Origin of the sequence: Paraburkholderia tropica, assembly GCF_014171495.1 — a bacterium.
GTDB lineage: Bacteria > Pseudomonadota > Gammaproteobacteria > Burkholderiales > Burkholderiaceae > Paraburkholderia > Paraburkholderia tropica.
In genome coordinates, this window is the sequence record NZ_CP049138.1 from 298,236 (window position 1) to 324,776 (window position 26,541).

Consider the following 26,541-nt stretch of genomic DNA (forward strand, 5'->3'; position numbering starts at 1 on the left):
ACTCCTCTACAGATCGTCGGTGTCGGGCCGGATCGCAAATCCGAGTGCACTCTGCACTGGCCCGGATTGCGGTCTGGCTTCCGTCTTTCCCCCATCCTTGCGAACATGCTTTGTCTGAGACGTCGCATCCTGCGCGCGCGATTGCACCGTGATTACCTTCTCAACCCCAGGCGCGCGTGCACCCGCTGCGGGCCGCGCAACACCACCTGCGCTACCACCTTTCCCGGTTGAGCGCAGCGCGTAGCGAATCGTCCCAGCCGTGATATCAAGACCCTGTCGCTGAGCCTGCTCCGCGATCTGCTCCAGCGTATATCCTTTCGCCTGCGCAGTCCGCACACGCACACGCATTTCCTTCATCGCATCGCGCACCGTCACGCCACGTTCTGTATCCGGCTTCTCTGGCAACTCATCGAGTGCGCGCCCAAACGCCTCCCATTGCGACTTCGTATAGACCTTCGCAACAGGCATCGTTACCCTCCTGAACATCGGCTACGCATCGCTGTGACACCATCGTGCGCACGTCCTGAGCATGCGTCAACACGGCTTTTACGCATGACTTGCCCGCTCAGGAACACACCGGCAGCGAAGGGAATGTAGGAGAACAACGCATTTTTTTGCGTATGTGGTGCGCACGCGACACGCTTCACCGACGCATCTAGGAGCGCCGCGGCAGCGTTTGCCGTTCGCTCCGGAGACCATCACCTTGACACCGGATTCCGGCTTCGGTTGCGTCACATGTAGGCACGCAGACTGTACACGCCTAGCCGGGAACTGCTCATGGTGTATCGCTCTCGTCTGCGCGTTCGATGCTCGCCCCATAGACACTGCTTGAATCGCACCCTTCACATGCTTTCACTCGTTCCGAGCGTTGCATTGGCTCCCAGCACACTCGCTCGCTTTGTATTTCATGCGCCTCGCGAAGCGCATCGATCAGCACATTTACCCAGCAAACCATTCGCATTTTTGTGAGCGCCCAATGCACGGCAGCGCGCAGACTTCACACATTGGGTTCGCCACTGGTTCGCAGTTTAAGACGCACTGGCTACGCATCCCTTAACGCATTGTTTTACGCAATGCGTTGACACAGACACAACCCAACGTCGCATCGTCATCGCAACGACAACGCATGCCATTCTCCACGGCACGATCGGCCGTTTACGCTAACGCAGAAACTTCTGCGCACGGCGTTTACTCTGGACCACAAAAATGCACAGAAAACAAGGGATGGCAGGATAGGCTACCGCCGGCTTTTGGCGCCAAGCACGATTGAAATTGAGGAAAAGAAGCGCCAACCACCTGGTTGTCCTTGCGCTGAAGGCCTGCGTGAACGTAAACCAGTTGCACAAGTGGGTACGACTGGAAGAGCGCCGGGAGCGCGCTGCTGAGGCGAATGCTGACGTTGAGCAACCGTCGTCGGCATTTGCCGCAGTCGTCACGGTCGACGAGGCGCCTTCGATGTTGACTCCCAGGGCGCAGTGTGCTAATCACCGACGCGAGCTACTCTTTCGCCTGCGGGCGTCAGGCCTGCCCGGTCCCGCGTCGAGTGGCGCGAGCATGTTTGTCCTGATCATAGCGTGCCTGGTTGCTCTCAATCTCGTCGAGATGCTCTCCCGCCCACGCACCCAGTGCACGAACCGGGACGGCGAGGGATTGTCCGAGCGGCGTCAGGGCATATTCGACCTGCGGAGGCACCGTCGGGTAGACCGTGCGGCTCACCATGCCGTCGCGCTCGAGTGCCTTCAGGGTACGCGTAAGCATCTGCTGCGAGATCCCGCCGATGGTCCGTTTGATCTCGTTGAAGCGGCGTGGCCGATCAATCAGTACCCTGACAATCATGACCGTCCATTTGTCGCCAACGATGGCGAGCACCTTGCCAACCTTATGGCATTGAGTACTGACGCCCGGTGAGGCAGGCATATCCATGTGACCTGGTCCTAAAAATATGCGTTCTTGGCGGATCGCCTCGACTTACATAGCATAGTGCTGGTCACAAATCCAGACCAGAGGCCAAAAGTGAACCTGCTTCATCTCGATTCCAGCATCATGGGCGCAAACTCGGCGAGCCGCGTGCTCTCCGCCGCCATTGTCGAGCGGATCGTCGAAACACACGGCGCCGTGAATGTCACCTATCGCGATCTTGCCCGCGAACCGCTCCCCCATCTCTCCTTCGACGCGTTCACGGCGCTCGACACCGGCAACGACGTGCAGCAGTTCCTCAACACCGACATCGTGGTAATCGGGGCGGGCTTCTACAATTTTTCGGTTCCCACCCAGCTCAAGGCCTGGATCGATCATATCGTCGTGCGCGGCAAGACCTTCGCACGCGGCGAGAACGGACCGATCGGTCTTGCCCAGGGCAAGCGCGTGATCGTCGCGCTGGCGCGCGGCAACGTTTACAGCGAGGGCTCCCCGTATCAGGCGTTCGAACACGCCGAGACCCTGCTTCGCTCGGTATTCACGTTCATAGGCGTCTCCGATATCCAATTCGTCGTCGCGGAAGGACTCGGGCGCGGTGAGGAGGCGCGCCGCGCCTCGATCGCGAGCGCACTTGAAGCGGCGAACAAGGTTTCTACGAACGCTGCCACCCCGGCTACCCCTGGAGCTTGACAGCGGCGGTGCCCTCGCACATTTTCGAGTACGAGGGAACGTCCCCCGTTTATATTGATTGCATCTGGCAGGCAGTCGATAGCGGGGACGCGCTGCTCCGACCGCATGGACCTGGCTCAACTTCATTTCGGTGATCGGATATGCACACAGCCGCGGAGATCGAACAGGCCGGCTTGCCGGCATCCTCACAACTGACGTCCTGCTACCGCAGAGCCGATTTTGCTGACGCATTTTCGGTCGATCTGCCGGAGGCCGCGTCCCACGACGCGGAATCTATCGCCCGGCACATCTTCGACCATCAGCCCGAATGGATTGCGGCGCTGCTGAAATTGCGCGACCTGCTGGTACGACCGCTTGGTCTAAAGCGCGCCGCGGACCTCTCGGCCGCAGGCGGCGACAGGCTAAACATTTTCCGCATATTCGGGCGATATCCGAATGAGATCGTGCTTGGGGAGGACGACACGCATCTGAATTTCCGCGTGTCGATACTCGTGCAGCCACCATCCGATGAACACCCTCGCCGGGTAATCGTGACAACGCTCGTCTTCTACAACCGCCTGCTCGGCCGCGCTTATATCGCGTTGATTGCGCCGTTCCATCGCATGGTCGTGCGAGGCTCGCTTCGTCAAGCTCAGAAGATCGGATGGCCCGCCTGAGCGGATGCGGACATCGGTGCTGCGACGAGGCGTCGTCGCCTATTCGTAGTCGTCGGCTAGCCAGTGGAGGGCCGGCCAGAAATATAGCGCGACGAGGCCGCGCCGGCTTGCTCGACGAACCGCGGAGGCCGTGCGTTCCCGGAACAGGAATGTATTGGAGACCACGACAGTGCCCGGCTTCAGGTTCCTGTCGAGCAGATTGGTTACCGCCGGCATAACCGACGGCATCAGATAGCAAACGATCGCGTGGGCGCTGCGAAGATTACTGCGATGGAAGTTGCCCCACCTGAGCGTAACGTTCGGCAATCCAGACGCTCTGAGCCGTGAAATCAGGTACGGAAATGGCGATATCTCGATCCCTTCGACCGTAGCTTCGGGAAACGCGCGCGCGACTGCCACTACCAGTCCGCCCCACCCGCTTCCCAGATCGATGATCACGGCAGACCGGGCGAGGTTTGCCTGTTTGAGCAGTGCAATGACGTCGGAGGCTTCGACGCCCCTCGACGAAAGTGTCGGCACGCCTGTGACCGCCGCGAAAATCACGAGAGAGAGGCCCGCGAGCAGCGTCAGGGCGACGGTCACATACGACAGCAGCGTCATGATCAACGCGGAATGCGCGGCAGCAGGAGGTACGACGCATGGTCCCTGCCGGTCGCGACCGTGTTCGTTCCGCCATACAGCTTTGCGTCCCGGTTCGGATGAGCGGCGAAAAAGAGCCCCGAGTTGTGGTCGTCGGGAAGCGCGTAGTCGTCGGCGTGCACAATGTTCGCATGCGGTCCGTATCCGAAATCCTTCCCCTGGATCTTCAACGCAAGTCGATAGCCCTTTGGAATGACGATGCTCGTCGGCTCGATAAATTCGACGTCGACGGGATAGAGCTGCCCGGGTGTCATCGGCTCCGAGGCGACATGAGGGTGGAAAGGCTGGTAGGGGGTCGACTTCGTCTGATCGACAGCGCGGTGCGACACGCGCAGATATCCGAGATCCAGTGGCACGTTCGGATCGCTGTTGCCGATAAAGGTAACGTCCCTTCCCTGCGGATCAATCAGCCTGAGGGCCGCGAAGATATCCATATCCGCCGTCGACGAACCGACCCACAACCTCACGCCGATCGGGCCGGTGAATTCCGTCTCCTTGCTGAAGGGCTTCGTCGTGAAAGTGAGTTCATCGCCAAGTCCGGCGTACGATTTCTGGGCGGACGCCAGATGCTCCAGGCCCGGCGCCATCGAAGCGTTCGCCGCATCGAGATAGTAGCGTTGCCAACGTGTGCCCGGTAGCGGCCAGGCGCCAGCATTCCTCCAGACTGTCCCGTTGGGCCGGCGGATCTGCACCGCAACGCGCGGCTCTTTCTCCCAGCCATTGTCCACGCCCTTCAGGAAATGATCGAAGAAGCGCTTTTGCAGCGCGAGCGCCTCGTCCGAATAGAAAGGCGTCAGATGGTCGCCGGTCTGAATCCGCAGCCATTTGCCCTTGCTGGCGGCGAAGCGATAGCCGGCGGTACTCCAGTCCGTCCAGTTCGCAACGTCGAGCAGCGGGACCTTGATCTGGCTGGCGTCGGGCGTGCGCTGCCGATAATAGGTGTCGTCGAACGGGTGCTGCGCAAAGGCTTCAACGGGATCGACGCGGTTTTGCTTCAAGACGTCCGGGGCAAGAGGCGCCCCCGTATCCGTGCCACCATTGATCGAATCGACCAGGGGCGTCTGCGCATTGCCGTTCTGATTGGGGACCACCTGATGGGTCCACCAGAACTCCCATGCAACGTTCAGAATGCCACCATAGTATGCGATCTCCCGATACTGATCGAACGCGCCTTCCCAAGGCAGTATCGCGGCAAGCCCTTCTGGCTGTAACGCGGCCACCTGATACTGATTGATCGCCTGGAAAGAAGTGCCGAGCAGACCGACCTTTCCCGAACTCCAGGCCTGCCGGGCCGCCCAGGTAATCAGCGTGGCGTAGTCTTCAGTCTCCCGCGGCGAGAAGGGGTCGAGCACGCCCGGAGATGCGCCGGCCCCGCGAACGTCGGCGTGGATGACGATGTAACCGTCGGCCACCCACCGCTCGGGATCGGGCGCCTCGAACCGGATGTAGCGGCACGAGGATTTCCTGCAGAGGTCTGGATATTTCGCGATCAGCTTGCCCCACGATGTCTTATAGGCTGGCGCATCCGCCATGCTCGTATCCTTCCCGTAGGGCCCCATCAACATGAGCACCGGATATCGACCGGACTTTTCGGGACGATAGATGTTGACGCGCAACTGTACGCCATCGGTCATCGTGACCGGTACGTCATGGTCGAAAATCATGCCGGGAACGCCGCTATCGACCTGCTCGGCCAGACAAGGCTGGGCAAACGCGATGAGCAAGGCAGTGACCCACAGCACGATTCGCCTGGAATGCATGATAAGAACTCCTGATTTATTGGTGTGGCAATTGCGCCGCCTCATCCCGGCGCGGTACCCGCCGCTGGGCGAAGCTGGCTTTTAGCGGCCCCGATCGCGCAAGGCGGCCGCAAGGTCGTTCATCAATGACGGGTGCTGTGGCGTCCAGCCCAGGCGTTCCCGCGTTACCTGGCTGGAAACCGGATTGTCCGCAGCGACAAACGGCGCGAGCCAGCCGAAATGCCTTGAACAGTCTTTAGCGAGCAAAGGCACCACAGGGACGTCGAGATGGCGGCCAATCGCATCGGCAATATCGCGAAACGGCATTCCTTCCTCGGCCGCGCCGTGATAGCGGTCCCCGGGCTCGCCGTTTTCGAGCGCAAGCCGAAACAGCCGCGATGCGTCCAGCCTGTGAACGGCGGCCCATCGGTTGAACCCATCACCGGGACAGGCGGACATCCGCTTTTTCCGTGCAATCTCGATCAACCGCGTAACGTGCCCGAGCTTCGTTTCATCATGTACCGTGGGCGGCAGACGAACGATGGAGGCGTTCACGCCGGCCCGCACAAGGTCAACTGCGGCCTGCTCGGAGCGCGCCCTTGCACCGCCGACGGCTGCGCGATCGGCATCGTCGGTCTCCAGCGCGTGCCGCCCTGCTGCCATCGCCATGGTCGGAAAGGCGATGACCAGCGAGGCCTTTCGTGCCCCGGGTGCCTCGCCGAACGTCTCGATGGCGCGCTGATCCACAGCGACCGCCGCGGCCGCGAAGCGTTCGACGATACGGGACGGCGGGCCGCCGAAAAGTATCCGTGCGCGAATGCCCAGGCTGGCATGCGCGAGCGCGTGGAAGAAGGCGGTATGGATCACACCGTCGGCGAGCGCAGCCTCCTGGCGCAAGATGTCGGTATCCTCGATCGTTCCGCGACATGCCCTCGCCCCCACTGCCTCGAGCGGGGCGACGGCATGCGCCGAACGCACGAGGCCTGTCACCGCGTGGCCCGCCGCGATGAGTTCGCGAACGACCGCGGAACCGATGAAGCCCGTCGCGCCAGTGATGAAGATCCGCATGGTTGTCTCTCCCGGTCCCGCTTCAATGGGACGAGCCGGCCGGTTCGACGCGGAAGTAACCGGGATCAGCAAGATCCGCGAGGAGGCACTGGTGCTGCGGCGACCAGCCCAGTATCGATTGCGTGTGACGGCTGTCCGCAGGGGCGTCGATCGCCACGAAGGGTGCGAACCATCCGAAATGCTTGGCAGCTTCTTCCGCAGAAAGGGAAACTAGCGGCAGGCCCAGGCTACGGCCTATCGCCGCGGCGATATCCCTGAGCGCCACGCCCATTTCGCCGATTGCATGGAACGGCCCCGCTGTCACGTTCTCGATAGCCAGACGGTAGACACGGGCCGCGTCGAGCCGATGAACGGCGGGCCAGCGGTTGAGCCCATCGCCCACATAGGCCGACACGCCCTTCTCCCGCGCAATGGCCGCGAGACGCGGCACAAAACCGTGGTCGCCCAGACCGTGAACCGATGGCGCGAGGCGTATCGTGGTGGCGTGTACGCCCCGCGCGGACAATTCCCTCACGGCCGCCTCCGACGCCCGGGGGAATCGCTCTGAAACCGGTGGCGCGACGTCTTGCTCCGTCGCGATTCGACCCGGGGCCAACAAGACCACGCCGGAGGTAACGAGGAAGGGGCGGTCCGATCCTTCGAGCACCGCACCGATCGCTTCGATCGCCCGGCGTTCTACGACGCTGTTCTCGGCAAAGCGGGACCAGTCGTGATTGAACGCGGTATGTATCACTGCATCGGCTTCGGAAGCGCCTTCCTGCAGGCGCCTGGTATCTTCGAGCGATCCCACGAGGGTCCGCACGCCGGCCGTACCCAAATCGGCGGCCCGCTCTACTGACCGGACCAGGCCCGTGACCTGATGCCCTGCCCCGAGCAATTCACTCACAACTGCGGAGCCGACCCAGCCGGTCGCCCCGGTTACGAATATTCTCATCGCACCTCTCCCGTTCAGTTACGGGTACAGCATAGGGCGTTGAATCGGAACGATCCATGCCTTAAAGTTCGTTTCTGGTATTCAATCGTTCGAACTTCGTCATGGATACACTATCGGATGTGTTGTCCCTCCTGAAACTGCAAAGTTACGTTTCCGGCGGCTTCGATGCGGCCGGCGACTGGGCCGTGCGTTTTGGGCCCTTCGACGGAATCAAGTTTCATGCGGTGCTGCGGGGCAGGTGCTGGCTTAGCGTTGATGGCGAACCCGAGCCCCTTGAGGTCACCGAAGGAGAATGCTTTTTGCTCGCGCGAGGCAAGTCCTTTTGCATCGCGAGCAATCTTGCGGCAGAGCCGGTCGCGTTCGGTACACTCGTCCCGCAGATCAGGGATGGCCGTATCGTGACGCACAAGGGTGGCGGCGAATTCCTCAGCGTGGGCGGATATTTCACGCTGGCCGACGGTCAGGCCGATCTGCTTTTAAACGTGCTCCCTGCGGTCATCCACATTCGGGAGGAACCGGGCCCGTCAACGCTGCGATGGTGTATCGAGCGCATGAGAGAGGAATTGCGCGAGCCCCAGCCAGGTGGTGGCATTGTCGCGCAGCAGCTGGCTACCCTTGTGCTTGTCCAGGCGTTGCGGCTGCAGTTCACAGGCGGGCGTAACGAAGCCGTCGGCTGGCTTTACGCGCTCGCGGATAAACGGATGCGCGCGGTGATCAACGCCATGCACGAGACGCCCGGCGCAAAATGGACCCTACAGACGCTGGCGGAGCAGGCTGCCATGTCGCGCACGAGTTTCGCCCTTCGGTTCAAGGAGCTCGTCGGGCTCTCGCCGATGGACTATCTGACGCGCTGGCGTATGAACCTCGCCGCTGCGAGGCTGACGCACTCGCGCGACTCGATTGCTGAAATCGGCCTGGCGCTCGGGTATGACTCGGAAAAGTCTTTCAGCGCAGCTTTCAAACGGATCATGAAGTGCGCCCCGCGACAGTACGGTCGCCGGCAAACCAACGGCGGCTAAAGCGGGACCGAGACGGCCTCCGCTCGAACCATGAACACACTTACGTCCGGCCTGGAATACGCATAACGAGCCGGCCGAGCAAAGCTGCGTTCAGTTCGATTAGCCCTCCCGGCGTTTGATCGAGCTTGGCAAGCCTGGATGGGTTAAAGCGAACACGCAGTAAATAGTTGCAAAAACCAGACTCACCGATCCACGGCACGATAGGTATAGCCACGCTGCACTCTTGCCGTCACCGATCCACGCCCGGTCCGACATCGTCTGGCCAATCTCTGGCGTCTGGAACCTTTGAATCGGACCGCTCGGACCGTGCGTCCTGCACTCGCTCCACCACGGGCCGGTCCCGCTGCACCGGCATGCCGCCGACGAAATATGCCATCTCGACGGCCATCGAGCGATCCTCGCGCGCACGCGATCTCGCCATCGCATAAGCCAATTCCCGCCAGGCAGCGAACACCCCGCCGTGCGCGACCCAGCCTGCGTCACGCTGCGTATCGGCCGGCAGCGGCTTCCAGTAACCCGGCGTCTCGCCGCGCGCGATCATGTGAACGACAGCGGGTTTCGGATAACGCTGCGTCACGCCACGCAAACGCCGGGGCGTCGCATTGGCGTCGGCGCCGTGCTCGCGCAGTTGCTCTGCAAAGTGCTCACGCCACCGCTGCAGATCCTTGCGCCGCGGATTCAGGCGCCGCCCATCTGGGCCACGAACCTGTACGCTCAGATGCACATGCGGATGGGCTTCATCGTCGTGCGCCGCAAATGCATACGCACGGCCATCGCCGAACTCCTGTGCCGCAAAGTCGCGTGCCGCATCGCGCACGGCCCGCCTGTCCGTGCCCGGCGGCATCGACAGCAGGACATTGAATACCTCGCGACGCGTGCTGCTCTCCGGGATGCCCCATCCGCCGAGCTGCCAGGCCCGCGTCAGATCACGCAATGCCTCGACGCCCGCGATTCGATCGCCGTTCTGGTCTTCCAGTTCGACCTGGCCGTTGCGCGAGATGTAGCGCAGGTGTCGGCGCACGGCCCCCATGCCCTGGGCGCTCGCGGCCTTGTTCGTGATCTTGACCATTACCTCGGGCGTGCGCCGGAGCGTGCGTGCGATCTTGGCTCGCATGCGGGCGGCTTCGTCCCGGATATCAACATGCGAGAGCCGCGCAGCTCGAGCGTGCCGCAGCGGCTCCTGAAACAGCCGGTCGCCCCAGTTCACGAGCATCGCGTCGATGTAGATTTTTGGATAGGGCATATCAGCGGCTCCATCGGTCAAGGTTTGCGCGAATGACGCTCGATGTGGCACGCAGATGGGCGTCGATCCGGTCCCGCATATCCGCCCAGTCCGGCATCCGGTCTGGAGTCGCCAGTTCAGCCACGCCGGAACGGACAAGCTGACCCAGCAGACGATTGATGCCAGCCAGTTGCCGACTGGATTCCGACAGCGCGCGCATCTCGTACTCGCCGAGCTGTGGCTCGCGCGTCAACTGCGCGCGGACCAGCGACACAATCCAGCGGTTTCCGCTCAGGCCTGCCGCCCAGGCCCGCTCATCTACGGCAGCCAGTTCAGACGCCGTCAGCCGGATCTCGATGCGGGTGCGAGGTTCGCCAACCACGGGTCTGATCAGATCGCGCATGACGGTGGCGGATTGGACATCGCCCTCATCATCATGGACCGCGGCCATGATCAGCTGGCGGGCGCCTTCGCCGGCCGTCAGACCACGACGCGCACACCAGTCGTCCCAGCGCAGCCTGACGGCACCGAGTTCGACGCACAGACGCTCACGCGCGGCCACGATCTGCCTCAGCGTGACGGCGACATCGGTGCGGGGGCGGCCGGCTCGCGATCGATTTCAGGCGCAAGGGTCCGCTCCGGTGCCGAACGCCTGCGCTGATCCCGGCCAGACGGCGCCTTCGGATCGAATACCTTCGGCGGCGGGACGGAGACGCCCTCCTTCCCGAAGGCAACGAGCATCCGTTCGGCACGCTGCTGCACGCGGGCGATCGAACGTTCTCCGAAACCCTGTTCCCGCATCGCCGTCGCCAGCACGGCCATCTGCATAACCCAGTCGTTTTCCGGATGTCGGGCATCATGCTGACGGCGCGGAGGTGCCTCCGTAACATGCGCGGCCAGGGAATCGGCGACGTGCGCGTCATCCGAGGGACGATCGGGTTTCGCGGGAATGGCCGACTCCCGGTCGCGCTGCACGACGTCGACCTGCCAGGCATTCCGGTAAACGTCCTTGTCTTCCTCACGAACCACATTGCCTTCGCCGTCGAAGACCGGCACGCGCACCGTCACGAGGCGCTTGCCGAGATTTTCGAGGACGATCTGCTGGCCGACGCCAGCTCCCGACTCGCGCACAGCGCGTTCGAGATCGACACCCCACACGGCCTGATCGACGCCTGCCGGATCGCGGAACACAACGTAATAGGAGTCACTGCGCGCGGGATTATGCAGATACGGCGCGCTGCCGTGCTCGCGCAGTTCACCGGCATAACGCCTCGGCGCATCGGGTTCGTCGCTGGCTGCGCTCCGATCCGCCTGCGGGGTGCGCGGTTCCCGCACAACATCGTGTCCCCGCGCAGGCGACGAGGTTCCATTGACGGTAGCTGCGGCAGCAGAAGGCGTCACCGGAGACACAGGCGACTGCGCATCCGCGCGGCTCTGTTGCCCCGTAGCTGCCGCCATCGTCGCCGTCGTCGGTGCCGCGAGCTCGATACGATTGTCGAGACGTGCCTGCCGCGCATCAGCGAGGCGTGCGAGGTCCGCCGCCTTCGGCTCGTAGCCGCTCACCTCGATCCCCAGCAATGCCGCCTGCAGCCAGACCTCGCTACGGAATACTTCGTGTCCCGACACGCGGATCCGCTGCCAGGACTTGGCATGCGCCATGTCGAGCATCGACTCGACCACGTCCGGCCGGTTGTGCTCGGTGACGAGGTACGGTCCCAGATCCTCGAAAGCGAGCTGGAACGGCGCGTCCTTCAGGAAATACTGATTGCCCGAGCGCATATAGCGTTTGGCCACGCGCTCGGGCGGCCGCTCAAGCGGCACGTAACCACGATCGACCGCAGACGCCATTCCGGCCGGTGCCGGTGCTCCTCCCTGCTGCGCCGCGTGTGCTCCCGCGCCGGGATCGTCCCGGACTGCCTGGTCGCGCAACCTTGCGCGGGCGGCGTCGAACTCACGCCGGCGCCTCGCAGAAACCGCATCCATCGCGGCCGAATCCAGCGTGTCCGGATAAATCTCGGACGGCGCCGGACCGCCATCGCCGCCCGGCACATCCTGCTCGATCACGTTGATGACCGGATCGGCCTCATGAGCCGAAGTTGTCTGCGCCATGTCGCCACCTCATATCCTTCAGGAAGGATCTGTCCGCGAGTCGCGAACCGCGTGTGCTATCGATCGGGCTCCGCGCCCGGCTCACGGGAGAAGCCTGGCTCCTTCGCTGGCTCCTTCGCTTTCTCCAGTGCTTCGGTCCGCAATTCCTGGATGCGTGCCCACGACCGCGCCTGCAACTGGTCGAGCATGCCTTCGAGATTCGGACTGAAGTTCAGCTCCTGGGCGGATTTCTTCAGTGAACGCACCGCCCGGTCGAGCAGATCACGCGCGCGGTCCCACGGATAAACCTTTGCCTCGCTGCCGTCGTAGCCGACCTGCAGCTCGGAGCCATTCAGTCGCGCGTTCTCGTTCATCCATTTCAGACGTTCGGAGACAAAGGTCATCTGATCCTTGCGATGAAACACGACGCTGCGCGTCGCCACCTCCTGGATCAGGTAGTGCTCGGTGTTGAACACCTCGCCGCGATACGGTCCGCCGTTCTCGCGCGGCGTACCCATCTTCAGCGGCGAACCGAACCGGTGTTCGGCGAGCGCCTTGATCTCGTTCGGCACATCACCCACAGCAAACAGGGGTTCGCCGACGGGCGGACGCGATGGAGGGAGGCGCGAGGGACTGGCGGCCGGCACCGTCGGCGGAACCGCATCCGGCGATGCGGTGACCTGAGAGTCTGCCGGGGCGGCCGCTGCCGGTTCAGCAGCGGCCGGCGACTCGCCTGCTGCGGGTGCATCCGGCGCAGCCGACTTCGATGTGCTTCGCTTCGACGACCGGCGGCGCGGACTGCCACCTTCGTCGGATAGCAGCTTCTCCTTGACGTTGCCCATTTCTCCGCCCTCCTCACGCTCGCCCATTTCAATCATGTTCACACCGTCCGCCTTCCCGATCGAACGGACCAACCCACGCAGATGCGTGCCGACTGCATCGAAGCCAGAGAGCACTGCCATGTCACTGAAATCGTTCGGCACCTTGTCGTCGATGCGGGCGTCGGCAGCAAACTGCGGCCAGGCCACGCGCGCCTGCGCGTCTTCTGCCGCCTGCCGGGCCTGCTCTTCGCCGCGGCCCAGTTCGCCGAGCACGATCAGATCCGCTTCGGGATAGCGCTCGCGCAGGCTCGTCGCCACCAGCGACAGGTTTCCGCTGGAGAGCGCCGCCACCGCAAACCAGCCCGTTGCACGCGAAGCGGACAACGCTGTCGCCATGCCCTCGGCGATCAGGATCAGCGACGACTCGGCGTCTGGAACCAGCGCCGGTTCCGTCATCCAGTAACCGCCCTTCTTCGCACCGCCAGCCAGCGACGACTTGAGTCCCTGTTCGTCGATCAACTCCAGCGTCGAGATAGTGCCGTTCCACACCGGCACGATCAGCACACGGCCCGCGAGCGTCTGCTCCTCGCTGGCCGGCGCATAGCCAAGCAATGCGTTCAGCTCCAGCGCGTCCAGTTCGCGCAACGTGTCCATCGGTTCCAGATGCTTGCGTGCGAGATACGGATGCGCCGGCCCGACCGGACGTGCCCAGTCCCAGATCGATGCGGCCTCGCGCGCGACGGCCGCATGGCGTGCCTGTCGCTGCGCCTCTTCGCGCTCGCGCCGCGCGAGCACTTCGGCAGACGGCGCCAGCACCGCCGTCATCTGATCGGGGTAATGCGCGCGACTGAGATCGAAACCGTGCTGGCGCGCATGCCAGAACAGCGTGGCCAGCGTCTTGCCGCCCGAGGCGCTGGCCGAGCGCCACGTGGTGCGCGCCGCGCGCTCGTTATAGTTGGCGGCCGTGCGGCTCCAGGCGTCCCAGATCTCGAAACCCTCGTCACCGAATCCGTGCTTGAGCGCAAATGCCATATCGACCCAGGTCCCGTAGTCGTCGGCCGGGATCGCAGCGAGGGCGGCACGCGCGCGCTCGGCCTCGTTCACATAGGGCGTGCTCATTGCCGCGCTCCTGTCGCTTGCGGACCATTCGACATGGCGCGCCGTGCCGGCGCAACGAAATCGAGTTCCGCCACATCGAGATCACCGGCAACCAGACGGCGGCGGGCTAGCTCGACTTTCTTCGCCGGTACGCCGAGCAGCATGAAATGCCGCTCCACATAGGCCACGGCATCGTCCTCGCTGATATCGGCCAGGTTAGGCGGCAGGTCGCGCGGGTCCCAATCCTGCAATACTTCGAGGTATTCGGGCGGCAGGTTGAGCAGCCCCGCTCCGTCCGGATCAATCTCGTCGGGATGCAGGTCGCGCAGCCGTCGTTCGGCTACCGCGCTGAAGTGCGCGAGATCCATAGCAGGCACCTCGGGTGCAGTGATCACGCGCGCGGCAAATTCGGGATCGCGCCAGTAGCAGATCTTGTCGGCCAGGATCGGCTTGGTGTTTTCGAGCACGATGATTTCCTTCTCGCGCCCCAGTTCTTTCAGTTCTTGCGGCAACAGAAGCGGCCGGCGCTGCTCGGACACGCTCTCGCTCGACCCGCCCCGCCCGCCGAAGATCGCGTTCGAGCGGCTCACGCTGCGCGACTGGTCGGTCAATGTACCGAGCATCTCTGAGTAGTCATTGGCGTCTTTCTGCTCGCGCGGCGCATAGAGAATCTGCATCGCATGGTTCGTGATGAAGGTCCGCGCATCGGCCCGTCCGTAGACCGATTCGAGCTGCGCGATCGACTGGACGATCGACAGCAGGCGCAGGTTGTAGCCCGCCATGTAGGCCACCGCGCGGGCAAGAATGTGAATCTTGCCGATCGCCGTCATCTCGTCGAGCAGCAGCAGGCACTGGAACCGGAGCGTAGGATCGGCCTCGGGCAACTGCTTCGTGTTCAGGTTGATGACCTGCGAAAACAGCAGGTTCACGATCAGCGCCGCTTCGGCCAGGTGATCGGGCGTCACGCCGATATAGACGGAGATGCGGCGTCGCCGCAGATCGCGCGGATCGAAATCGTTCGCGCTCGTCGCCGCGTCCACAACGGGATTGGCCCAGATCGTCAGCGGCGCATTGAAGGTGGCAAGGACACTCGCCAGCACCTTGTCGTCGTTCGACAGGAAGCGGTTCAGCGCATCGACACACTGCCCCGACAGCAGGTCACGATGCTGGACCAGCGCACGCTGCAGATACGTCTTGACCGGCATGCCGTTGCCCGACGACTGCCGCAGCACCTCGCCCATCGTGACCCGGTAATTCGGGATCGATTTACCCTTGCCGACGCGACGCGCATCCCGCCACTCGCACAGCAGCAGCACGATCGCGAGGAACAGGTTTCGGGCCTGGTCCTTCCAGAAATCGTCGTGCCCGCCTGGCGGATACAGCGCGTAGCCGATCGCGAGGATGTCGCCGACCCGGAACAGGCCATCCGAAATCGCCGACAGCGGGTTGTAGCGATGCGTGCGACCGTCTTCGGCGAACGGATTGAACAGGTACACCTCTTGTCCGTGCGCGCGTCGGAAGCCGGCCGTGATGGCGTAGTTTTCCTGCTTCACATCGAGCACCACGACCGAATCGGGGAAACTGAGCAGGTTCGGAATCACGACGCCCACGCCCTTGCCCGAGCGCGCGGGTGCGGCCAGCAGCACGAACTGCTGCCCGGTGAAGCGCAGATAGCGGCCACGCCACACGCCCACGACAATCGCAGGCAGGGAACCGGGGTATGCGGGCGATGCGTGCGTCGTCATAGCAGTCCCGCCCGGCGGATTTCCGCCTCGCTCGCGAAACGCGCGCTGCCGTAGAGACGGCGCCGGCTCGAGCGGTCCCACAATGCGTGCAACCCGAACACCGGGCCGCCAAAGGACAGCAGCACGCCAAAGAGTGCAGCCCCCGCAAGCTTGCGGCCGGCGTTCGGCATCAGACCCTGCCGCCAGGCCAGTGCTGCGTCGAGCCAACCCGACAGGCCCGCGTGCAGGGGATTGATCCGCAGGCTTGCGTACAGGAAGAACGACGCGAGCCACAGGGACGCAGCCAGTCCGCCAAGGAGACAGGCCAGCACAACCAGCGTTATCGCTGCCGGTCGGGCATGCTGCAGCAGACGGGAAGATGGACCAGTCATGGTCACCCCCTATACGAACGCGGTGCGCGCCTTGCGCACCGGATCGAACCAGACTTCAGTCATGCGCCAGCGCCTGCCGGTCTGCTCGCCTGCGGCATCGAATATAGGCTGCGCCTCCATGTGCGCGACGACATCGATCGTGAGGAACAGCAGGCGCTTGAGCGCGGCATCGTCCCAGGCAGCAGCCTCGGGGTGCTCCTTCGCCATCAGCGCGAAACGCTCGATCGCAACCGCGGCATTCGGTGCGTGGTAGCTCGTGATCGAGCCAGCGTGCCCCGTCGTCAGCAGCTTCAGGAAATCGTAGGCTTCGGCACCGCGCAGCTCGGCGAGCAGCACGCGGTCGGGACGCATACGCATGGTGCTGGCGATGAGATCGGCGGGCGTGACGCGCGCCTGGCCGTGGCCACCCTTGCTGTACAGCAGGTGAACGCAGTTCTCGATGTGGCGAATGAACAGCTCGCGGACATCCTCGATCGTCACGATCCGCTCGGTCGCCGGAATCGAACGGCACAGGGTTTTCATGAAACTGGTCTTGCCCGACCCCGTGTTGCCGACGACCACGAGATTGAGCCGGTCCGTCACCACACGATCGAAGAAGGCACCCCAGTCGTGCTCTTCCAGACACCGGACGAGACGGCGGTCCTCTGTGCGCAGCCCCGGCAGCGCCGCATCGAGCCCATCCGGTCGATGCCATACCGTGTCGTCGAACAGCCCCTCCTCTCGATAGGCATCGAGGCTTTTCTCGCGCGCAGACGGCCGGCGGATCGTGACGGACACCGTGCGCGGCGGAACGACCGGCGGCACCACGATCTGGATACGAGCGTCGCCCGGCAGCAGCGCCGACAGGACAGGATGCTGAGCCGAGATTTCCTGGTTCGTCAGCGTGGCAACCGCCACCGCGAACGACATCAGCCGGTCGAAATCGAGGTCCACGCAGTCGTGGCCGTGCCAGCCGCGCGAGTTCTCGGTCAGCACGCGCTGCGGCCGGTTGATGACGAGTTCGGTCACATCGGCGTCGTCGAGCAGCGGCGCGAACGGGCGCATCAGCTCACGTACGGAAGCGTCATCGGGCAGCCGGGCCGGCATCGGATCGTGGGGCGAATCCGACATGTCAGGACGGAACGTCATTGCGCACCCTCCGGCTTCAGGGAATAGACCGATCCGAAATCCAGATCGCGTGCGATGACGATCGTGAATTCCGCGCCCTGGTTCTGCGTCAGGGTCGGCGGGATGTTGATCGTGCTATCGAGCACACGCGTGGCCATGTCATTGCCCTGCTGCTGGGTGTTCTCGAACACCACCGACCCGTTGCTGTTGCCGCCGCGCGTGGCCAGATAGCCGATCGCGTCCTGCGCGATGCCGAGCAGCATCGCCGCGCCGATGCGCTGGCCCCAGTGGTTATTCACGTAACCGTCGACACCCATGCGGCCGAGCGCATCGGCGGCCGGCGAGTCGATCTCGACCGTCACGCCGTTCGGGGTCTTGATGCGCGCCGACAGCACGAAGACGCGCTTCTTCCCCGGCGCCAGGTTCGAGCGGTACTCGCTGTTGATCTGCGAACCGCGTTCGATCAGCAGCACATGCCCATCGTCCGAGTACACGTTTTTTGTGACCGTACAGGTCGAGATCCCGGCTTCGGTCGAATCGAAGGCCGTGTCGCCCACGCAGTCGATCTTGGCCCCTTGTGCCAGGATGAGACTGCGATTGCCGAGCATCGCGGCGCGCACACGCGGCGTTGCTGTCGGCGTCAGGGCCTGGGCGAGCGCGCCGCCCGCCTGGCTCACGCCCGGAGCCGCCACGCTACCGGATACGGCTGCGGCGACCGATGAAGCGGCACCGGCAACGCTTCCGGCCTCGAGCACGCCAGGCAGCCCGACCGCAGCCTCCTGCCCGCCGCCCGTCGCCAGCAGGGGCGCGTCGTAATAGCTGCGGGTTGCTATCGCGTGCGGGGTGCTAACCGGGGCGACAGTCACACCCGACGCCGACACGGGATGAACGACAACGGTACTCGCGGGTGCCGGAGCCGATGCCGCGATGACCGCAGACGCAGGTGCATCCCGGAACGTGCGGCCCTGCGTAGACGTGTCGGCCACGGAATCACGCCGCGCCTTCGCCTCGGCATCGTGACGCGCGAGGAAACCATGCACGGTCCAGACCGCACCGGCGCCGACCACCAGTACGATCGCGATCGGCGTCAGCCACCAGGCTCGCGGACGGGCGCTACGGTACTGGCCCAGCGCCGGCATGCCGCGATCGGCGGACATCGGCACGGCACCACCACTCGGGTTCCGCGCTCGCTGCTGGCCCGCGGAATCGTCAGGCTCAATCAAGTTGCGTCCGGTATCGTCATTCATCGCCGTGGCTCCGCAGGACACGCTTCACGCCGCTGACCGTGGTGCCGTCATGCGGCGGCACGCCGTCCATGTCGTAGGCGTCGTTCCAGATCCCGACGACTTCCTTGCCGAGCCGCAGCACGAACCGCTTTGCAACCTCATGCACGACAATCGTGTCGCCCTCGACGTGCCTGTCGACCACGCTCTCCGTGCCGTCGTCCGCCACCCGGAAAACCGCCGGCATGCGACGGTTGTTCGGGATGCGCAGATAGGTGAAGCGCCCGTCGTCCCATGCGGCGGTCGCTGCGATATCGTCCGAATCCCGCATGACCTGCATCGAGTACCGTGCATTGCGCACAGTCGGCGGTTGAGCCAGTCGCTTCCCGACCAGCCCGGCATCCGAATCCGCATGAGCCTGCTTCGCCAGTTCGTCCGGGTAGACGAAGGTCACGCGGTACATCACACGGTCGTTGCCGAATTTCGACTGGAGCGGCAGCACCACCAGATCGAAGCTGTAGCTGCGGCGGTCCGTGCGGATCTCGAGGTTCGAGTCGTGCGCGGCGAGCTGCGGCTTCAGGTACACGTCGTGATCGCCCCTGTTCGCAACGATCTGCCAGCCGTCCCGGTCACCGGGCGCGACCACCTGGATCTGCTCTTGCGGATCGAGCGCGATATGCGTGGCGAAACCGCGCTGCGCCTCGACGCGTACCACCTCGTCCGCGTGATAGATCACCTGGCGCACGCGCGAGTCGTCGTTCCAGCCTGGCAGATCGACCGCGTGGACCATCCCCGAAAACAGTAGGCTCGCCATCGCCATAGTGGAGAGAAGCATTCTCATGGCGTGCCTCCCACCGCCGCAGCGGAGGCTGGCGGCGTATATTCGGGATCGCGGCTGTAGGCCGTGACCTTGAAGCCGAACGGATTGGCGATGGCCACGCTCTCGCGCGTAAACACGGGTGGCCGGTAGGTATAGGCCAGCGTGATCACGAAACGCTGCGTCGGCTCGGCGTCGGCCTGGCCGTTTTTAAACGAGGTGCGCTCGACATGCACGACCGCGTGGCCCGGTTCATCGGGCGGCAGCGTGACCGAGAGAATCCGCACACGCCGCTCGGTACCCGCCCCGAGCTGCCGGTCGAGCGCATCGGGACCGCTGTAGATGCCGCGGTAGTCGCGCGCGACCACGTCATCGCTCATCGCGAGCACGCTGTCGTAGTCCATCTGCAGCAGGCCCCAGTCATAGCGTTCGCGCTCGCGCACGTAGGTCTCGACCCAGTGCTTGTCCTGGATCTCCTTCGTACGCACATGGCGCGCATCGAGTACGTCGATCACCTGGGACTCGCCCGTCAGGCGATCGACCTCGATCGGCAAAGGCACGACGCGGTAGAACGGCACCATCACCGCGAGTGCGGTCACGCTCAGCACGGCGACGCCGACTGCCGCATAGGCGACATGCCACGCGCGCCGTTCGGAGCGTTCCTGCAGCCAGGTCAGCGACGCCTCGATGTCGAGCACGCGCCCGTAGTCGTGCGGCGCGCTCATGACCGGTCTCCAGTTTCAGGTGCAGCCGGTACATCGGGAACAGGCAGCACACGATTGACCGGCACACGGTGCAGGCCATCCGGCAGAACCGGTTTCGGTGGACTACTGCTGCACGCGGCCAAGCTCCAGACGATGCAGCCGGCGAGGATCAGGGGAGTCGGCACGGACATGGCTTCCTCCTCAGTTCCCGAACGACGCGGGAACCATCTGGTCCTGCAGGCGGCTGGTCTTGCCCGCGCGACTTAGTACCAGTTCACCCTGCTGCTCGGCCACGAGCCTGTCCTCGGCGTCGGACAGCATCCGGAACAGTTGGAGCTTCGTCATCTCGTTGTTGACCGTCGTCGTCTCGGCCTGGATGCGTGCCTGCAGTTCGGCGATGCCCTTCGGATCCTGGGTCACATCGATCTGCTGCGCGAGGCTCTGGATCTGGTTCAGCTCCTGCAGCTCGGTCTGGTACGCCTGCTGCCCGAACGCCTTGTCCTGGAACGGCTTGTTCAACGCACGCTGGCAGACCTGCTGGTCGATCCCGGTCTGGTCCTCGCAGTTGTAGATCTGGCTCGCCGAACGCAGCGCCTGCGCACTGCCCGTCAGGCCCGCGTAGCCGCCGTTCTGGACCGCCGTGTAGACGCTCTGCCAGTTCGACGGCAGCGACTTCGCCACGACCGGATTGCTCATCAGCGCACCGAAACCGCGCGTGCCGACCGTCGACTGGTAGATCTGGATTTCCTGCTGCACCTGCTGCTCCAGTTGGGCGACCGTCGCGATGGCCTGCGCGACGTTCTGCGCGTCAAAGACCGGGATGCCCTGCGCGTGCGCGCCGCCGCACCACATTGCCGGTACGAACACCGCACCGATCCATCTGTTTCGTCCGCTCATCGTCATCACCTCACCGTCCGTATTCAATCGCCCTGCTGGCCCAGGTTCGCGCGCGCCGCGCGCTGATAGGCGGGCGTCGTTCCACCACCCGATCCGCCACCGGAACCTGTCCGGTCATGAATCTCGCCGCCGGAACGCGGGCCGCGTCCGTTGCCCCTGAGCGCGCGGCCGACGGCCGTCATGGCGCTGCGCGAAGCAACACCCGCCACGAACGCGCCGAAACCGGAAAGCGTTGCGCCACCTGACAGGCCCGACGCGACAGACGGCAACTGCCAGCCGACCATGGCGAGAAACACGCCGGTCGCAAACAGGCCGAGCGCCGTGGCGGCCGCCGCCGCGTCGTCGAGCGCGGCCGAGATGCCCTGCATCACGACCGACGCATCGGCGCCGGGCGAGGCAGTCGCATGAAGCGTGGTGAGATCGGAAGAAAACGCCGTGAGCGCCATGCCGAGGAAGGCAGCAACGAGCACCTGCAGCAGCGCGTAATTGACGACCTTCGCGGTCCATGCCTCGAAGAAGCGGGCGGTCGGAGAGAACGCCGCGCAGGCAATGAAGACGGGGCCCAGGCCGAGTACGAGATCGAGCAGCATCCGCGCCATCACGACCTCGAACGCGAGCACGATCAGGAAGATCGAGCCGCCGAGCGCGGCTATCAGACCGCACGTAAAGTCGCCAATGGCGGCGGCGAGGCCGCTCGGACTGAATCCCTCATGCGTCGCCTTGTCGAAGTAGGCGTCCATCACGAGATCGATCTGCTGGTCATAACAGTCGAGCGTCTGGTAGATGCTGGTCGCAGCACCCTGCCCCATCACGCTGCTGCCGTTGACTGAGCCGCAACCCGGATTGCCGCCACCTGTGGTATTCGCCGCGTTCTGGATCGTCTGCGCTAGCCCGGACGTCGCACCATCAACAGCGGTCACGACCTGCTGCTGGTAGATGCCGGTGCTCAGCGCGAACGCGAGCGTGATCGCCACTTTAAGTCCGCGCCACGCGAACGCCGGCACGGCTTCGTGTGCTTCACCGCGCACGACCGCGAGACCATAGGCGAGCACCCAGATCGTGACGCCAGTAGTCACAACAGGCACAAGCGCGCCGGACAGCGCCGACGAGACGTTCGTGACGTAGGTCGACATGCCGTTTTCGAGGGTGCCGCCGACAGCGGTGAAGAGGCCGCTCATCGCACACCTCCCTGCCCTGACTCCGGCCCTGGCCAGTGCTTCGACTGGCGCGCACTGGCCTGTTCTGACTGCGCCGCGCGGCGCTTCGCCAGCTGCTCGTGGAAGATGGGCAACCAGTTCTGCGGCAGGTCGCCGACCTGGGCGCGGATCGTGTCGAGCAGTTCCACGTTGTCGGTCGTGCCGGACAACACGTCGAGCACGTCGCCCAGACCCGCGAGATCGAGCCGGCCAATGGCCGAGCGATGTCCCTGCTTGACGAGGAACATGCGGCTGTTCTCGCCAAGATTGCGCACGATGTTGAATTCGGCCTCGGTCAGCTTGAAGCCGCGTACGTAGTCGTCGTAATCGGCGCGCGGGTTCGGCAGGAAGAAGAACGTCGCGCTCTGCTCGATCAGCGCACTGGCAATCGGGCTGCGCAGCACATCGGCCGGCGACTGCGTGTCGAAGATCCCGAGCCCGTTCTGCTTGCGGATCGTCTTCTGCTTGTTCTGGGCAAAGTCGGTGAAGACCGGATCGCCCAGGCGCTTCCAGAATTCGGTCATGACGTACACGAAACGCCGGCCGTCGATCAGGTCTTCGGTCCGGTGCAGCAGGTACATCGTGACAGGCGTGGCGACCTCCGCGTCGTCGAGCAGCTCGGTATCGTCGAAGCCGAACAGCGTCGCGTGCGCAAGATCGATGCGGTCGGTCGGGTTGTCGAGCACCCAGCCCAGGCGGCCGCCCGCGCACCATTTGGCGAGCCGCGCATGCAGGCTGTTCTCGCCCACGTTCGGCAGGAGTTGCCGGACCATCGAGAGACGCCGCAGCGGCTTGTCCATGCGCGCGACCTCGCGCACCGCGCGCGAGATGTCGAGTTCGTCCTTCGCGGACAGTGCCACGCCGATGTCAACGAGCTTGCGGAGCAGCCGCTCCCAGAAATCGATCACAGGTTCGCCCGGTTCCATCTGGAACGGGTTCAGCCCGGTCGGCTCGCCGCGACGAAACACCGTATAGGTGCCTCCCATCGCCCGGATCGCGATCTCGGTGCCGCGGTCCTTGTCGAACAGCACGGCCGTGATGCCGTACTTCGTCGCCATCGCGAGCAGGAACAGTTCGAGCACAGTCTTGCCCGCGCCGGCACGGCCGATGATCTGGGTATTGGCGAGCGCCTTCTCGTCGAGCGAATCCTGCTTGTCGGGCGTGACGTGGAAATTCAGGTAGAGCGGCTGGCCGCTCGGCGTCTTGACGATAGTGATCGCCTCGCCCCACGGATTGCCGTCGCGTTTTCCCGTCGCAAAATTGTGCAGGCTCGACAGGCCGCAGAAATTGCGCGAGGTGAGCTTCGCTTCGCGTGGGCGGTAGCGCCAGTTGCCCGGTAGCTGCGCGAACTAGGCCGCATCAGAGACGAGGTCGATCAGTGCGGTCTGGAAGCCGGCATCGGCCAGTTGCGTGCGCGCCTTCGCCACGCTGCGCGATACGTCATCCAGCGTGTCGCCGAGCACGGCCAGCGAATAGTGATGTTCGCCGAGGACGAAATCGCCGTTGACCAGTTCATCGAGCGCGCGGTCCATTGCCTCGACCTGCGACACGGCGACATCCTCGCCCGCGATCAGCTGGTTGCGCTGCCGCTCCAGCGCTTCCTTCGCGCTGGGCCGGTCGAGAATCGTAAGCGACTGCGTCTCGATGTACTCGAAGTCGCCGTACAGCAGGCCGTTGAGCATCCCTGGTTCGGTGTCTTCCGGATAGTCCTTCAGGTCGAGCATCGCGGCGAAGCGCGTTGCGGCCGGCATACGGATCTCGATCTTCTCGGCACCGACGAACAGGCGTGAGGTCGGCAGCGCCTCGCGGATCGGGCCGGACGGTACGGGCTCGCGCTCCCAGACGCCGTTCACCAGATAACCGAACAGTTCCAGTGCCGACGAATAGCGGCGCGGGTGTGGCGTGAAGGGACTTTGCCGCGTATAGACGCCGAGCGCGACCGGATCGTAGGGCTTGAGGCTCGATTCAACCTGGGCGGCCAGCTCGGCCATGACCTTCAGCGCATCGAGCTGGTCGCGCCGGATATCGTCGCGCGTGCGCCGCGCGGCGCGACTGAAAACCCGCCCGAGCCGGGTGCGGTTCGGCCGGTAGACCAGCGTCAGGTACAGCTCGTTGGCCATCATCCGGTAGCCCGCGAAGCTCGCGTAGTAGCGCGTCGCCAGTTCCTCGCAGAAGCGGTTGCGGTACTCCGTCGAGAAGCGGTCCGTCACGCGCCGGCGCAGGCGATGCGACCACAGCGCCACATGGCCGCCGGCCAGGCCCCGTACGAACTGGTTGAAGCCGTCGTGCCGCGCGAGAATATCGGCCGGGTCTGCCGCCTCGAACGCGATGCCGGCGATCTTCCAGACCTGCAGGTAGTCGCCTTCGCGTGTCTTGACGACGTAGTCGGTGACGTGCGTCGAGTACGGGATATAGCCTGCGAGCGGCACTTCCCGGTTGGCGACGGACACAAGTTGCGGTTCGGCCGGCATGTCACGTCCTCCTCTTCAGGCGGATCGGTACGTAGGCGTGCCCGCCCCAGAAGCGGCGGTTGCGCTGGCGCGGCACCATACGTAGGCGCAACAGGTACTGCGCGAGGCGCTGGTCGTCGTGGCGCGTGATCACACGCATCACGACAAACACCGGGATCATCAGGAAAAGGATCGCGACGCCGAGCGGCGGACTCGCGAGCAACGCCCAGATGGCCGGGATCAGCATGCCGCCGCCGATCATCAGGAAGGCCACCAGCGGCACGCCCCAGATCATTGCGGGGCGCGTGGCACCCTTGAAGACAGGATCCTTGAGCGGATTCATGGTTCGCGCTCCCGGATCAGCTCGTCGGAATCAGCATGCCGGCGATCACGGTCGCGCAGCCGACGAAGAGCCCGCCGATGAACACGTTGGCGATGTCGCCGAAACGGGCGTGCTGGAACATCATCCGGAAGCCGGCCCAGATGATGGAGATCGAGCAGATCACGCCGCCGACACCGAGCAGCGTCGTCTGGATCGTGGTCAGCAGCGTGTTGACCTGGGAGAGTTGGGCCCACGCGGGCGACGTAGCCAGCAGTCCCACAGATGCCGTGATTACCCATCGGGCTACCAGTCGAGCACCCCGTCCCCCATCTGGATTGGTGCGGATACGCGTCAGACAACTTAGATATCCTGATTTCATTTACGGCTCCTCTACGCACTGAATCCTTTTCCGTTACTGCCCGGCTGACGGGCTAGAACACCACGGCGCTACCGTCTGGATCGGCGCCGGAACTCGGGGATGACGTATCTGCCGGTTTCGATGCGGAATGCGGTTCCGTTTGGGATTGCTCCGGCGATCTGCGGGCACCGACATCGACCGGAATGACCGGGATCGGCGCAATGGCTGGCACGACGACGGACGTCGTGGGCGTCGACGCGGCGCTGGCGTTGCCAACCACACGCTGTACATAGCCCGTCCGGTAGCCGGTCGAGAAATCGCCGCTGGCGTAGCAGGACAGGCCTGCGCGGAGGTCCGACTGGGCATCGGCCGATGCACGCGCATGTGCCCGCCGCGCCAGTTCGAAGCAGCCCTGGAGAATCGCGGCGCCTGCGGCCAGGTTGCGGCACGTGTCGAACGCGCTGCGCTCGCCCAGGCCATAGACCGGCCAGTTGGAGCGGTTCACCTGCGCGAGCCCGACGCTGAAATTCCAGCCGCCGCGCTCCAGCGCATGTACCGTTGCAGCGGCCTCGGCCTCGTTTGCGGGCTGACGCTCAAGCCGGCCATGTACAACGCCGATCGCATACGGGTTGAAGCCCGATTCGGTTCGCACGATTGCAGCCATCGTCAACGGCGAAACCTGCGGCGCGCACTGCTGCGCGAGCGCGATGAAGTCGAGCGGCAACATCACTGGCCCCCACCGCTCGCGCCGTCCTGCTGCTCCATCTGCTGCAGGAACCTCGAGGAGGACTGCGACGGGTCATATGTGACCTGCGTGCTGCCCGCGCCGTAGAATTCGGTGAGCGTGCGATCCTGACCGCTCACGTCCCACCAGACGCGGGTGTAGAGCTGGTTGTCGATCTCGACGTTGATCGCCCCGGTGGCGCGGCACAGCAACTCGCTCTGCTCGGAGCCGCCCCAGTACAGCAGGTCTTCGCGGCAGTACCCACCGCTTGCGAAGGTGCTGGTCGCAAACGTGCCCTGGGAACCGCCGGCGCCGAAGTCGCAGGTCGGAAACGGCTCGCCGTGACGCAGTGCACTCCACAGTTTCTCGATCGGTGGTACGCACTCGCCGTACTGTTCCGGGCCACCAGGATTGGACAGGCACAGGAGCACCTGGCAGCCCCAGTCATCTGCGTGGGCCACACCGGGTGCGAAGATCGAGGTGCTGGAAAGCAGCATCAACGCCATCGACCAGCGGCGCGCGATACGTTGTATCGCACGCGGTCCGGGACACCGGGGAACAGTCCGACCCGTCTTCACGATCCACCCTCCATCCATTCCATCAAGCCGAAGTACCGAAACGGATGTGCGCGGAAAAAGGAACCCGCGGGGCCGGGGAGGCACGCCGCGGGTTCAAGGGGGATCAGCACCAGACAATAAAAAAGCCTGCGACCATCGGGTTGGCAGGCTTTATTCGC

At 64.3% G+C, this 26,541-nt stretch carries 25 protein-coding genes and 1 pseudogene; 3 read left to right on the forward strand and 23 right to left on the reverse strand.

The genetic code is table 11. The features are described from left to right. Positions 1–6: 6 nt before the first annotated feature. Entirely contained in the window at positions 7–468 is a 462-nt protein-coding gene (locus G5S35_RS38475) for a hypothetical protein (protein ID WP_183040729.1), read from the reverse strand. 1,050 nt (positions 469–1,518) lie between these two features. Beyond that, on the reverse strand, positions 1,519–1,923 hold the full coding sequence (locus G5S35_RS38480) for a winged helix-turn-helix transcriptional regulator (RefSeq protein WP_011488778.1): 405 nt from the start codon (positions 1,921–1,923) through the stop codon (positions 1,519–1,521). A 90-nt stretch (positions 1,924–2,013) separates the two neighbouring features. Between G5S35_RS38480 and G5S35_RS38485 the strand changes: the two genes are divergently transcribed. Both G5S35_RS38485 and G5S35_RS38490 read left to right on the forward strand, forming a co-directional pair. Then, positions 2,014–2,607, forward strand: coding sequence for an FMN-dependent NADH-azoreductase (locus tag G5S35_RS38485; protein ID WP_116611324.1), 594 nt, complete (start codon positions 2,014–2,016; stop codon positions 2,605–2,607). A gap of 140 nt (positions 2,608–2,747) precedes the next feature. Then, positions 2,748–3,263, forward strand: a complete 516-nt coding sequence (locus G5S35_RS38490; RefSeq protein WP_116611325.1) for a DUF2867 domain-containing protein — start codon at positions 2,748–2,750, stop codon at positions 3,261–3,263. A gap of 39 nt (positions 3,264–3,302) precedes the next feature. On the opposite strand, the gene G5S35_RS38495 is transcribed toward G5S35_RS38490, so the two are convergent. The 4 genes from G5S35_RS38495 to G5S35_RS38510 all read right to left on the reverse strand — a co-directional run bounded on the left by G5S35_RS38495 (position 3,303) and on the right by G5S35_RS38510 (position 7,643). After that, positions 3,303–3,863: an SAM-dependent methyltransferase gene (locus tag G5S35_RS38495; RefSeq protein ID WP_183040730.1), complete on the reverse strand. Its 561-nt coding sequence runs from the start codon at positions 3,861–3,863 to the stop codon at positions 3,303–3,305. A gap of 2 nt (positions 3,864–3,865) precedes the next feature. Continuing rightward, positions 3,866–5,662 carry a CocE/NonD family hydrolase gene (locus G5S35_RS38500; protein ID WP_183040731.1) on the reverse strand — a complete coding sequence of 599 codons (1,797 nt, stop codon included), beginning with the start codon at positions 5,660–5,662 and terminating at the stop codon, positions 3,866–3,868. An 81-nt stretch (positions 5,663–5,743) separates the two neighbouring features. After that, a complete protein-coding gene (locus G5S35_RS38505) occupies positions 5,744–6,709 on the reverse strand; it encodes an SDR family oxidoreductase (RefSeq protein WP_183040732.1) in 966 nt (321 codons plus the stop codon). Positions 6,710–6,731: 22 nt separating this feature from the next. Beyond that, positions 6,732–7,643, reverse strand: a complete 912-nt coding sequence (locus tag G5S35_RS38510; protein ID WP_116611329.1) for an SDR family oxidoreductase — start codon at positions 7,641–7,643, stop codon at positions 6,732–6,734. A 101-nt stretch (positions 7,644–7,744) separates the two neighbouring features. On the opposite strand from G5S35_RS38510, the gene G5S35_RS38515 reads away from it, so the two are divergent. Then, on the forward strand, positions 7,745–8,662 hold the full coding sequence (locus G5S35_RS38515) for an AraC family transcriptional regulator (RefSeq protein ID WP_110329400.1): 918 nt from the start codon (positions 7,745–7,747) through the stop codon (positions 8,660–8,662). 229 nt (positions 8,663–8,891) lie between these two features. On the opposite strand, the gene G5S35_RS38520 is transcribed toward G5S35_RS38515, so the two are convergent. The 17 genes and pseudogenes from G5S35_RS38520 to G5S35_RS38600 form a co-directional block, all read right to left on the reverse strand. After that, entirely contained in the window at positions 8,892–9,905 is a 1,014-nt protein-coding gene (locus G5S35_RS38520; protein ID WP_116611330.1) for a relaxase/mobilization nuclease domain-containing protein, read from the reverse strand. A 1-nt stretch (position 9,906) separates the two neighbouring features. Continuing rightward, the gene (locus G5S35_RS38525; protein ID WP_110329402.1) at positions 9,907–10,446 is read right to left on the reverse strand and encodes a plasmid stabilization protein; all 540 of its coding nucleotides are present in this window, start codon (positions 10,444–10,446) and stop codon (positions 9,907–9,909) included. 8 nt (positions 10,447–10,454) lie between these two features. Continuing rightward, complete coding sequence (locus G5S35_RS38530; RefSeq protein ID WP_183040733.1) at positions 10,455–11,993, reverse strand: LPD7 domain-containing protein; 1,539 nt, start codon at positions 11,991–11,993, stop codon at positions 10,455–10,457. A 56-nt stretch (positions 11,994–12,049) separates the two neighbouring features. Then, positions 12,050–13,912, reverse strand: coding sequence for a PriCT-2 domain-containing protein (locus tag G5S35_RS38535; RefSeq protein WP_116611333.1), 1,863 nt, complete (start codon positions 13,910–13,912; stop codon positions 12,050–12,052). Beyond that, positions 13,909–15,636 carry a type IV secretory system conjugative DNA transfer family protein gene (locus G5S35_RS38540; RefSeq protein ID WP_116611334.1) on the reverse strand — a complete coding sequence of 576 codons (1,728 nt, stop codon included), beginning with the start codon at positions 15,634–15,636 and terminating at the stop codon, positions 13,909–13,911. The genes G5S35_RS38535 and G5S35_RS38540 overlap by 4 nt, the downstream gene beginning before the upstream one ends. Continuing rightward, a complete protein-coding gene (locus tag G5S35_RS38545; RefSeq protein ID WP_183040734.1) occupies positions 15,633–16,007 on the reverse strand; it encodes a hypothetical protein in 375 nt (124 codons plus the stop codon). Before G5S35_RS38545 ends, G5S35_RS38540 begins: the two co-directional genes overlap by 4 nt. Positions 16,008–16,016: 9 nt before the next feature. Beyond that, entirely contained in the window at positions 16,017–17,135 is a 1,119-nt protein-coding gene (virB11, locus tag G5S35_RS38550; RefSeq protein WP_116611336.1) for a P-type DNA transfer ATPase VirB11, read from the reverse strand. Then, complete coding sequence (gene virB10, locus G5S35_RS38555; RefSeq protein WP_116611337.1) at positions 17,132–18,361, reverse strand: type IV secretion system protein VirB10; 1,230 nt, start codon at positions 18,359–18,361, stop codon at positions 17,132–17,134. The genes virB11 and virB10 overlap by 4 nt, the downstream gene beginning before the upstream one ends. Then, positions 18,354–19,178, reverse strand: coding sequence for a TrbG/VirB9 family P-type conjugative transfer protein (locus G5S35_RS38560; protein ID WP_116611338.1), 825 nt, complete (start codon positions 19,176–19,178; stop codon positions 18,354–18,356). Before G5S35_RS38560 ends, virB10 begins: the two co-directional genes overlap by 8 nt. After that, positions 19,175–19,879, reverse strand: a complete 705-nt coding sequence (locus G5S35_RS38565; RefSeq protein ID WP_116611339.1) for a VirB8 family type IV secretion system protein — start codon at positions 19,877–19,879, stop codon at positions 19,175–19,177. Before G5S35_RS38565 ends, G5S35_RS38560 begins: the two co-directional genes overlap by 4 nt. A 180-nt stretch (positions 19,880–20,059) precedes the next feature. After that, complete coding sequence (gene virB5 / locus G5S35_RS38570; protein ID WP_116611442.1) at positions 20,060–20,755, reverse strand: P-type DNA transfer protein VirB5; 696 nt, start codon at positions 20,753–20,755, stop codon at positions 20,060–20,062. A 23-nt stretch (positions 20,756–20,778) separates the two neighbouring features. Next, the gene (locus tag G5S35_RS38575) at positions 20,779–21,933 is read right to left on the reverse strand and encodes a TrbL/VirB6 family protein (RefSeq protein ID WP_183040735.1); all 1,155 of its coding nucleotides are present in this window, start codon (positions 21,931–21,933) and stop codon (positions 20,779–20,781) included. Then, positions 21,930–24,422, reverse strand: a pseudogene (locus G5S35_RS38580) (VirB4 family type IV secretion/conjugal transfer ATPase). The gene G5S35_RS38575 and the pseudogene G5S35_RS38580 overlap by 4 nt, the downstream one beginning before the upstream one ends. 1 nt (position 24,423) lies before the next feature. After that, positions 24,424–24,744 carry a VirB3 family type IV secretion system protein gene (locus tag G5S35_RS38585; protein ID WP_183040736.1) on the reverse strand — a complete coding sequence of 107 codons (321 nt, stop codon included), beginning with the start codon at positions 24,742–24,744 and terminating at the stop codon, positions 24,424–24,426. Between the two features lie 16 nt (positions 24,745–24,760). Continuing rightward, a complete protein-coding gene (locus tag G5S35_RS38590) occupies positions 24,761–25,102 on the reverse strand; it encodes a TrbC/VirB2 family protein (RefSeq protein WP_110329414.1) in 342 nt (113 codons plus the stop codon). Positions 25,103–25,154: 52 nt separating this feature from the next. Continuing rightward, a complete protein-coding gene (locus tag G5S35_RS38595) occupies positions 25,155–25,808 on the reverse strand; it encodes a lytic transglycosylase domain-containing protein (RefSeq protein ID WP_116611343.1) in 654 nt (217 codons plus the stop codon). Next, positions 25,808–26,302 (reverse strand): hypothetical protein, encoded by a 495-nt coding sequence (locus G5S35_RS38600; protein ID WP_237182013.1) that lies wholly within the window; start codon positions 26,300–26,302, stop codon positions 25,808–25,810. The genes G5S35_RS38595 and G5S35_RS38600 overlap by 1 nt, the downstream gene beginning before the upstream one ends. Positions 26,303–26,541: the final 239 nt, after the last annotated feature.

Bases quoted from the DNA above. Each gene is read 5' to 3' on its own strand.
- G5S35_RS38475 (WP_183040729.1), bottom strand. From the start codon at position 468: ATGCCTGTTGCGAAGGTCTATACGAAGTCGCAATGGGAGGCGTTTGGG.
- G5S35_RS38480 (WP_011488778.1), bottom strand. From the start codon at position 1,923: ATGGATATGCCTGCCTCACCGGGCGTCAGTACTCAATGCCATAAGGTT.
- G5S35_RS38490 (WP_116611325.1), top strand. From the start codon at position 2,748: ATGCACACAGCCGCGGAGATCGAACAGGCCGGCTTGCCGGCATCCTCA.
- G5S35_RS38495 (WP_183040730.1), bottom strand. From the start codon at position 3,863: ATGACGCTGCTGTCGTATGTGACCGTCGCCCTGACGCTGCTCGCGGGC.
- G5S35_RS38500 (WP_183040731.1), bottom strand. From the start codon at position 5,662: ATGCATTCCAGGCGAATCGTGCTGTGGGTCACTGCCTTGCTCATCGCG.
- G5S35_RS38505 (WP_183040732.1), bottom strand. From the start codon at position 6,709: ATGCGGATCTTCATCACTGGCGCGACGGGCTTCATCGGTTCCGCGGTC.
- G5S35_RS38510 (WP_116611329.1), bottom strand. From the start codon at position 7,643: ATGAGAATATTCGTAACCGGGGCGACCGGCTGGGTCGGCTCCGCAGTT.
- G5S35_RS38515 (WP_110329400.1), top strand. From the start codon at position 7,745: ATGGATACACTATCGGATGTGTTGTCCCTCCTGAAACTGCAAAGTTAC.
- G5S35_RS38520 (WP_116611330.1), bottom strand. From the start codon at position 9,905: ATGCCCTATCCAAAAATCTACATCGACGCGATGCTCGTGAACTGGGGC.
- G5S35_RS38530 (WP_183040733.1), bottom strand. From the start codon at position 11,993: ATGGCGCAGACAACTTCGGCTCATGAGGCCGATCCGGTCATCAACGTG.
- G5S35_RS38535 (WP_116611333.1), bottom strand. From the start codon at position 13,912: ATGAGCACGCCCTATGTGAACGAGGCCGAGCGCGCGCGTGCCGCCCTC.
- G5S35_RS38540 (WP_116611334.1), bottom strand. From the start codon at position 15,636: ATGACGACGCACGCATCGCCCGCATACCCCGGTTCCCTGCCTGCGATT.
- G5S35_RS38545 (WP_183040734.1), bottom strand. From the start codon at position 16,007: ATGACTGGTCCATCTTCCCGTCTGCTGCAGCATGCCCGACCGGCAGCG.
- virB11 (WP_116611336.1), bottom strand. From the start codon at position 17,135: ATGACGTTCCGTCCTGACATGTCGGATTCGCCCCACGATCCGATGCCG.
- virB10 (WP_116611337.1), bottom strand. From the start codon at position 18,361: ATGAATGACGATACCGGACGCAACTTGATTGAGCCTGACGATTCCGCG.
- G5S35_RS38560 (WP_116611338.1), bottom strand. From the start codon at position 19,178: ATGAGAATGCTTCTCTCCACTATGGCGATGGCGAGCCTACTGTTTTCG.
- G5S35_RS38565 (WP_116611339.1), bottom strand. From the start codon at position 19,879: ATGAGCGCGCCGCACGACTACGGGCGCGTGCTCGACATCGAGGCGTCG.
- virB5 (WP_116611442.1), bottom strand. From the start codon at position 20,755: ATGAGCGGACGAAACAGATGGATCGGTGCGGTGTTCGTACCGGCAATG.
- G5S35_RS38575 (WP_183040735.1), bottom strand. From the start codon at position 21,933: ATGAGCGGCCTCTTCACCGCTGTCGGCGGCACCCTCGAAAACGGCATG.
- G5S35_RS38585 (WP_183040736.1), bottom strand. From the start codon at position 24,744: ATGAATCCGCTCAAGGATCCTGTCTTCAAGGGTGCCACGCGCCCCGCA.
- G5S35_RS38590 (WP_110329414.1), bottom strand. From the start codon at position 25,102: ATGAAATCAGGATATCTAAGTTGTCTGACGCGTATCCGCACCAATCCA.
- G5S35_RS38595 (WP_116611343.1), bottom strand. From the start codon at position 25,808: ATGTTGCCGCTCGACTTCATCGCGCTCGCGCAGCAGTGCGCGCCGCAG.
- G5S35_RS38600 (WP_237182013.1), bottom strand. From the start codon at position 26,302: ATGCTGCTTTCCAGCACCTCGATCTTCGCACCCGGTGTGGCCCACGCA.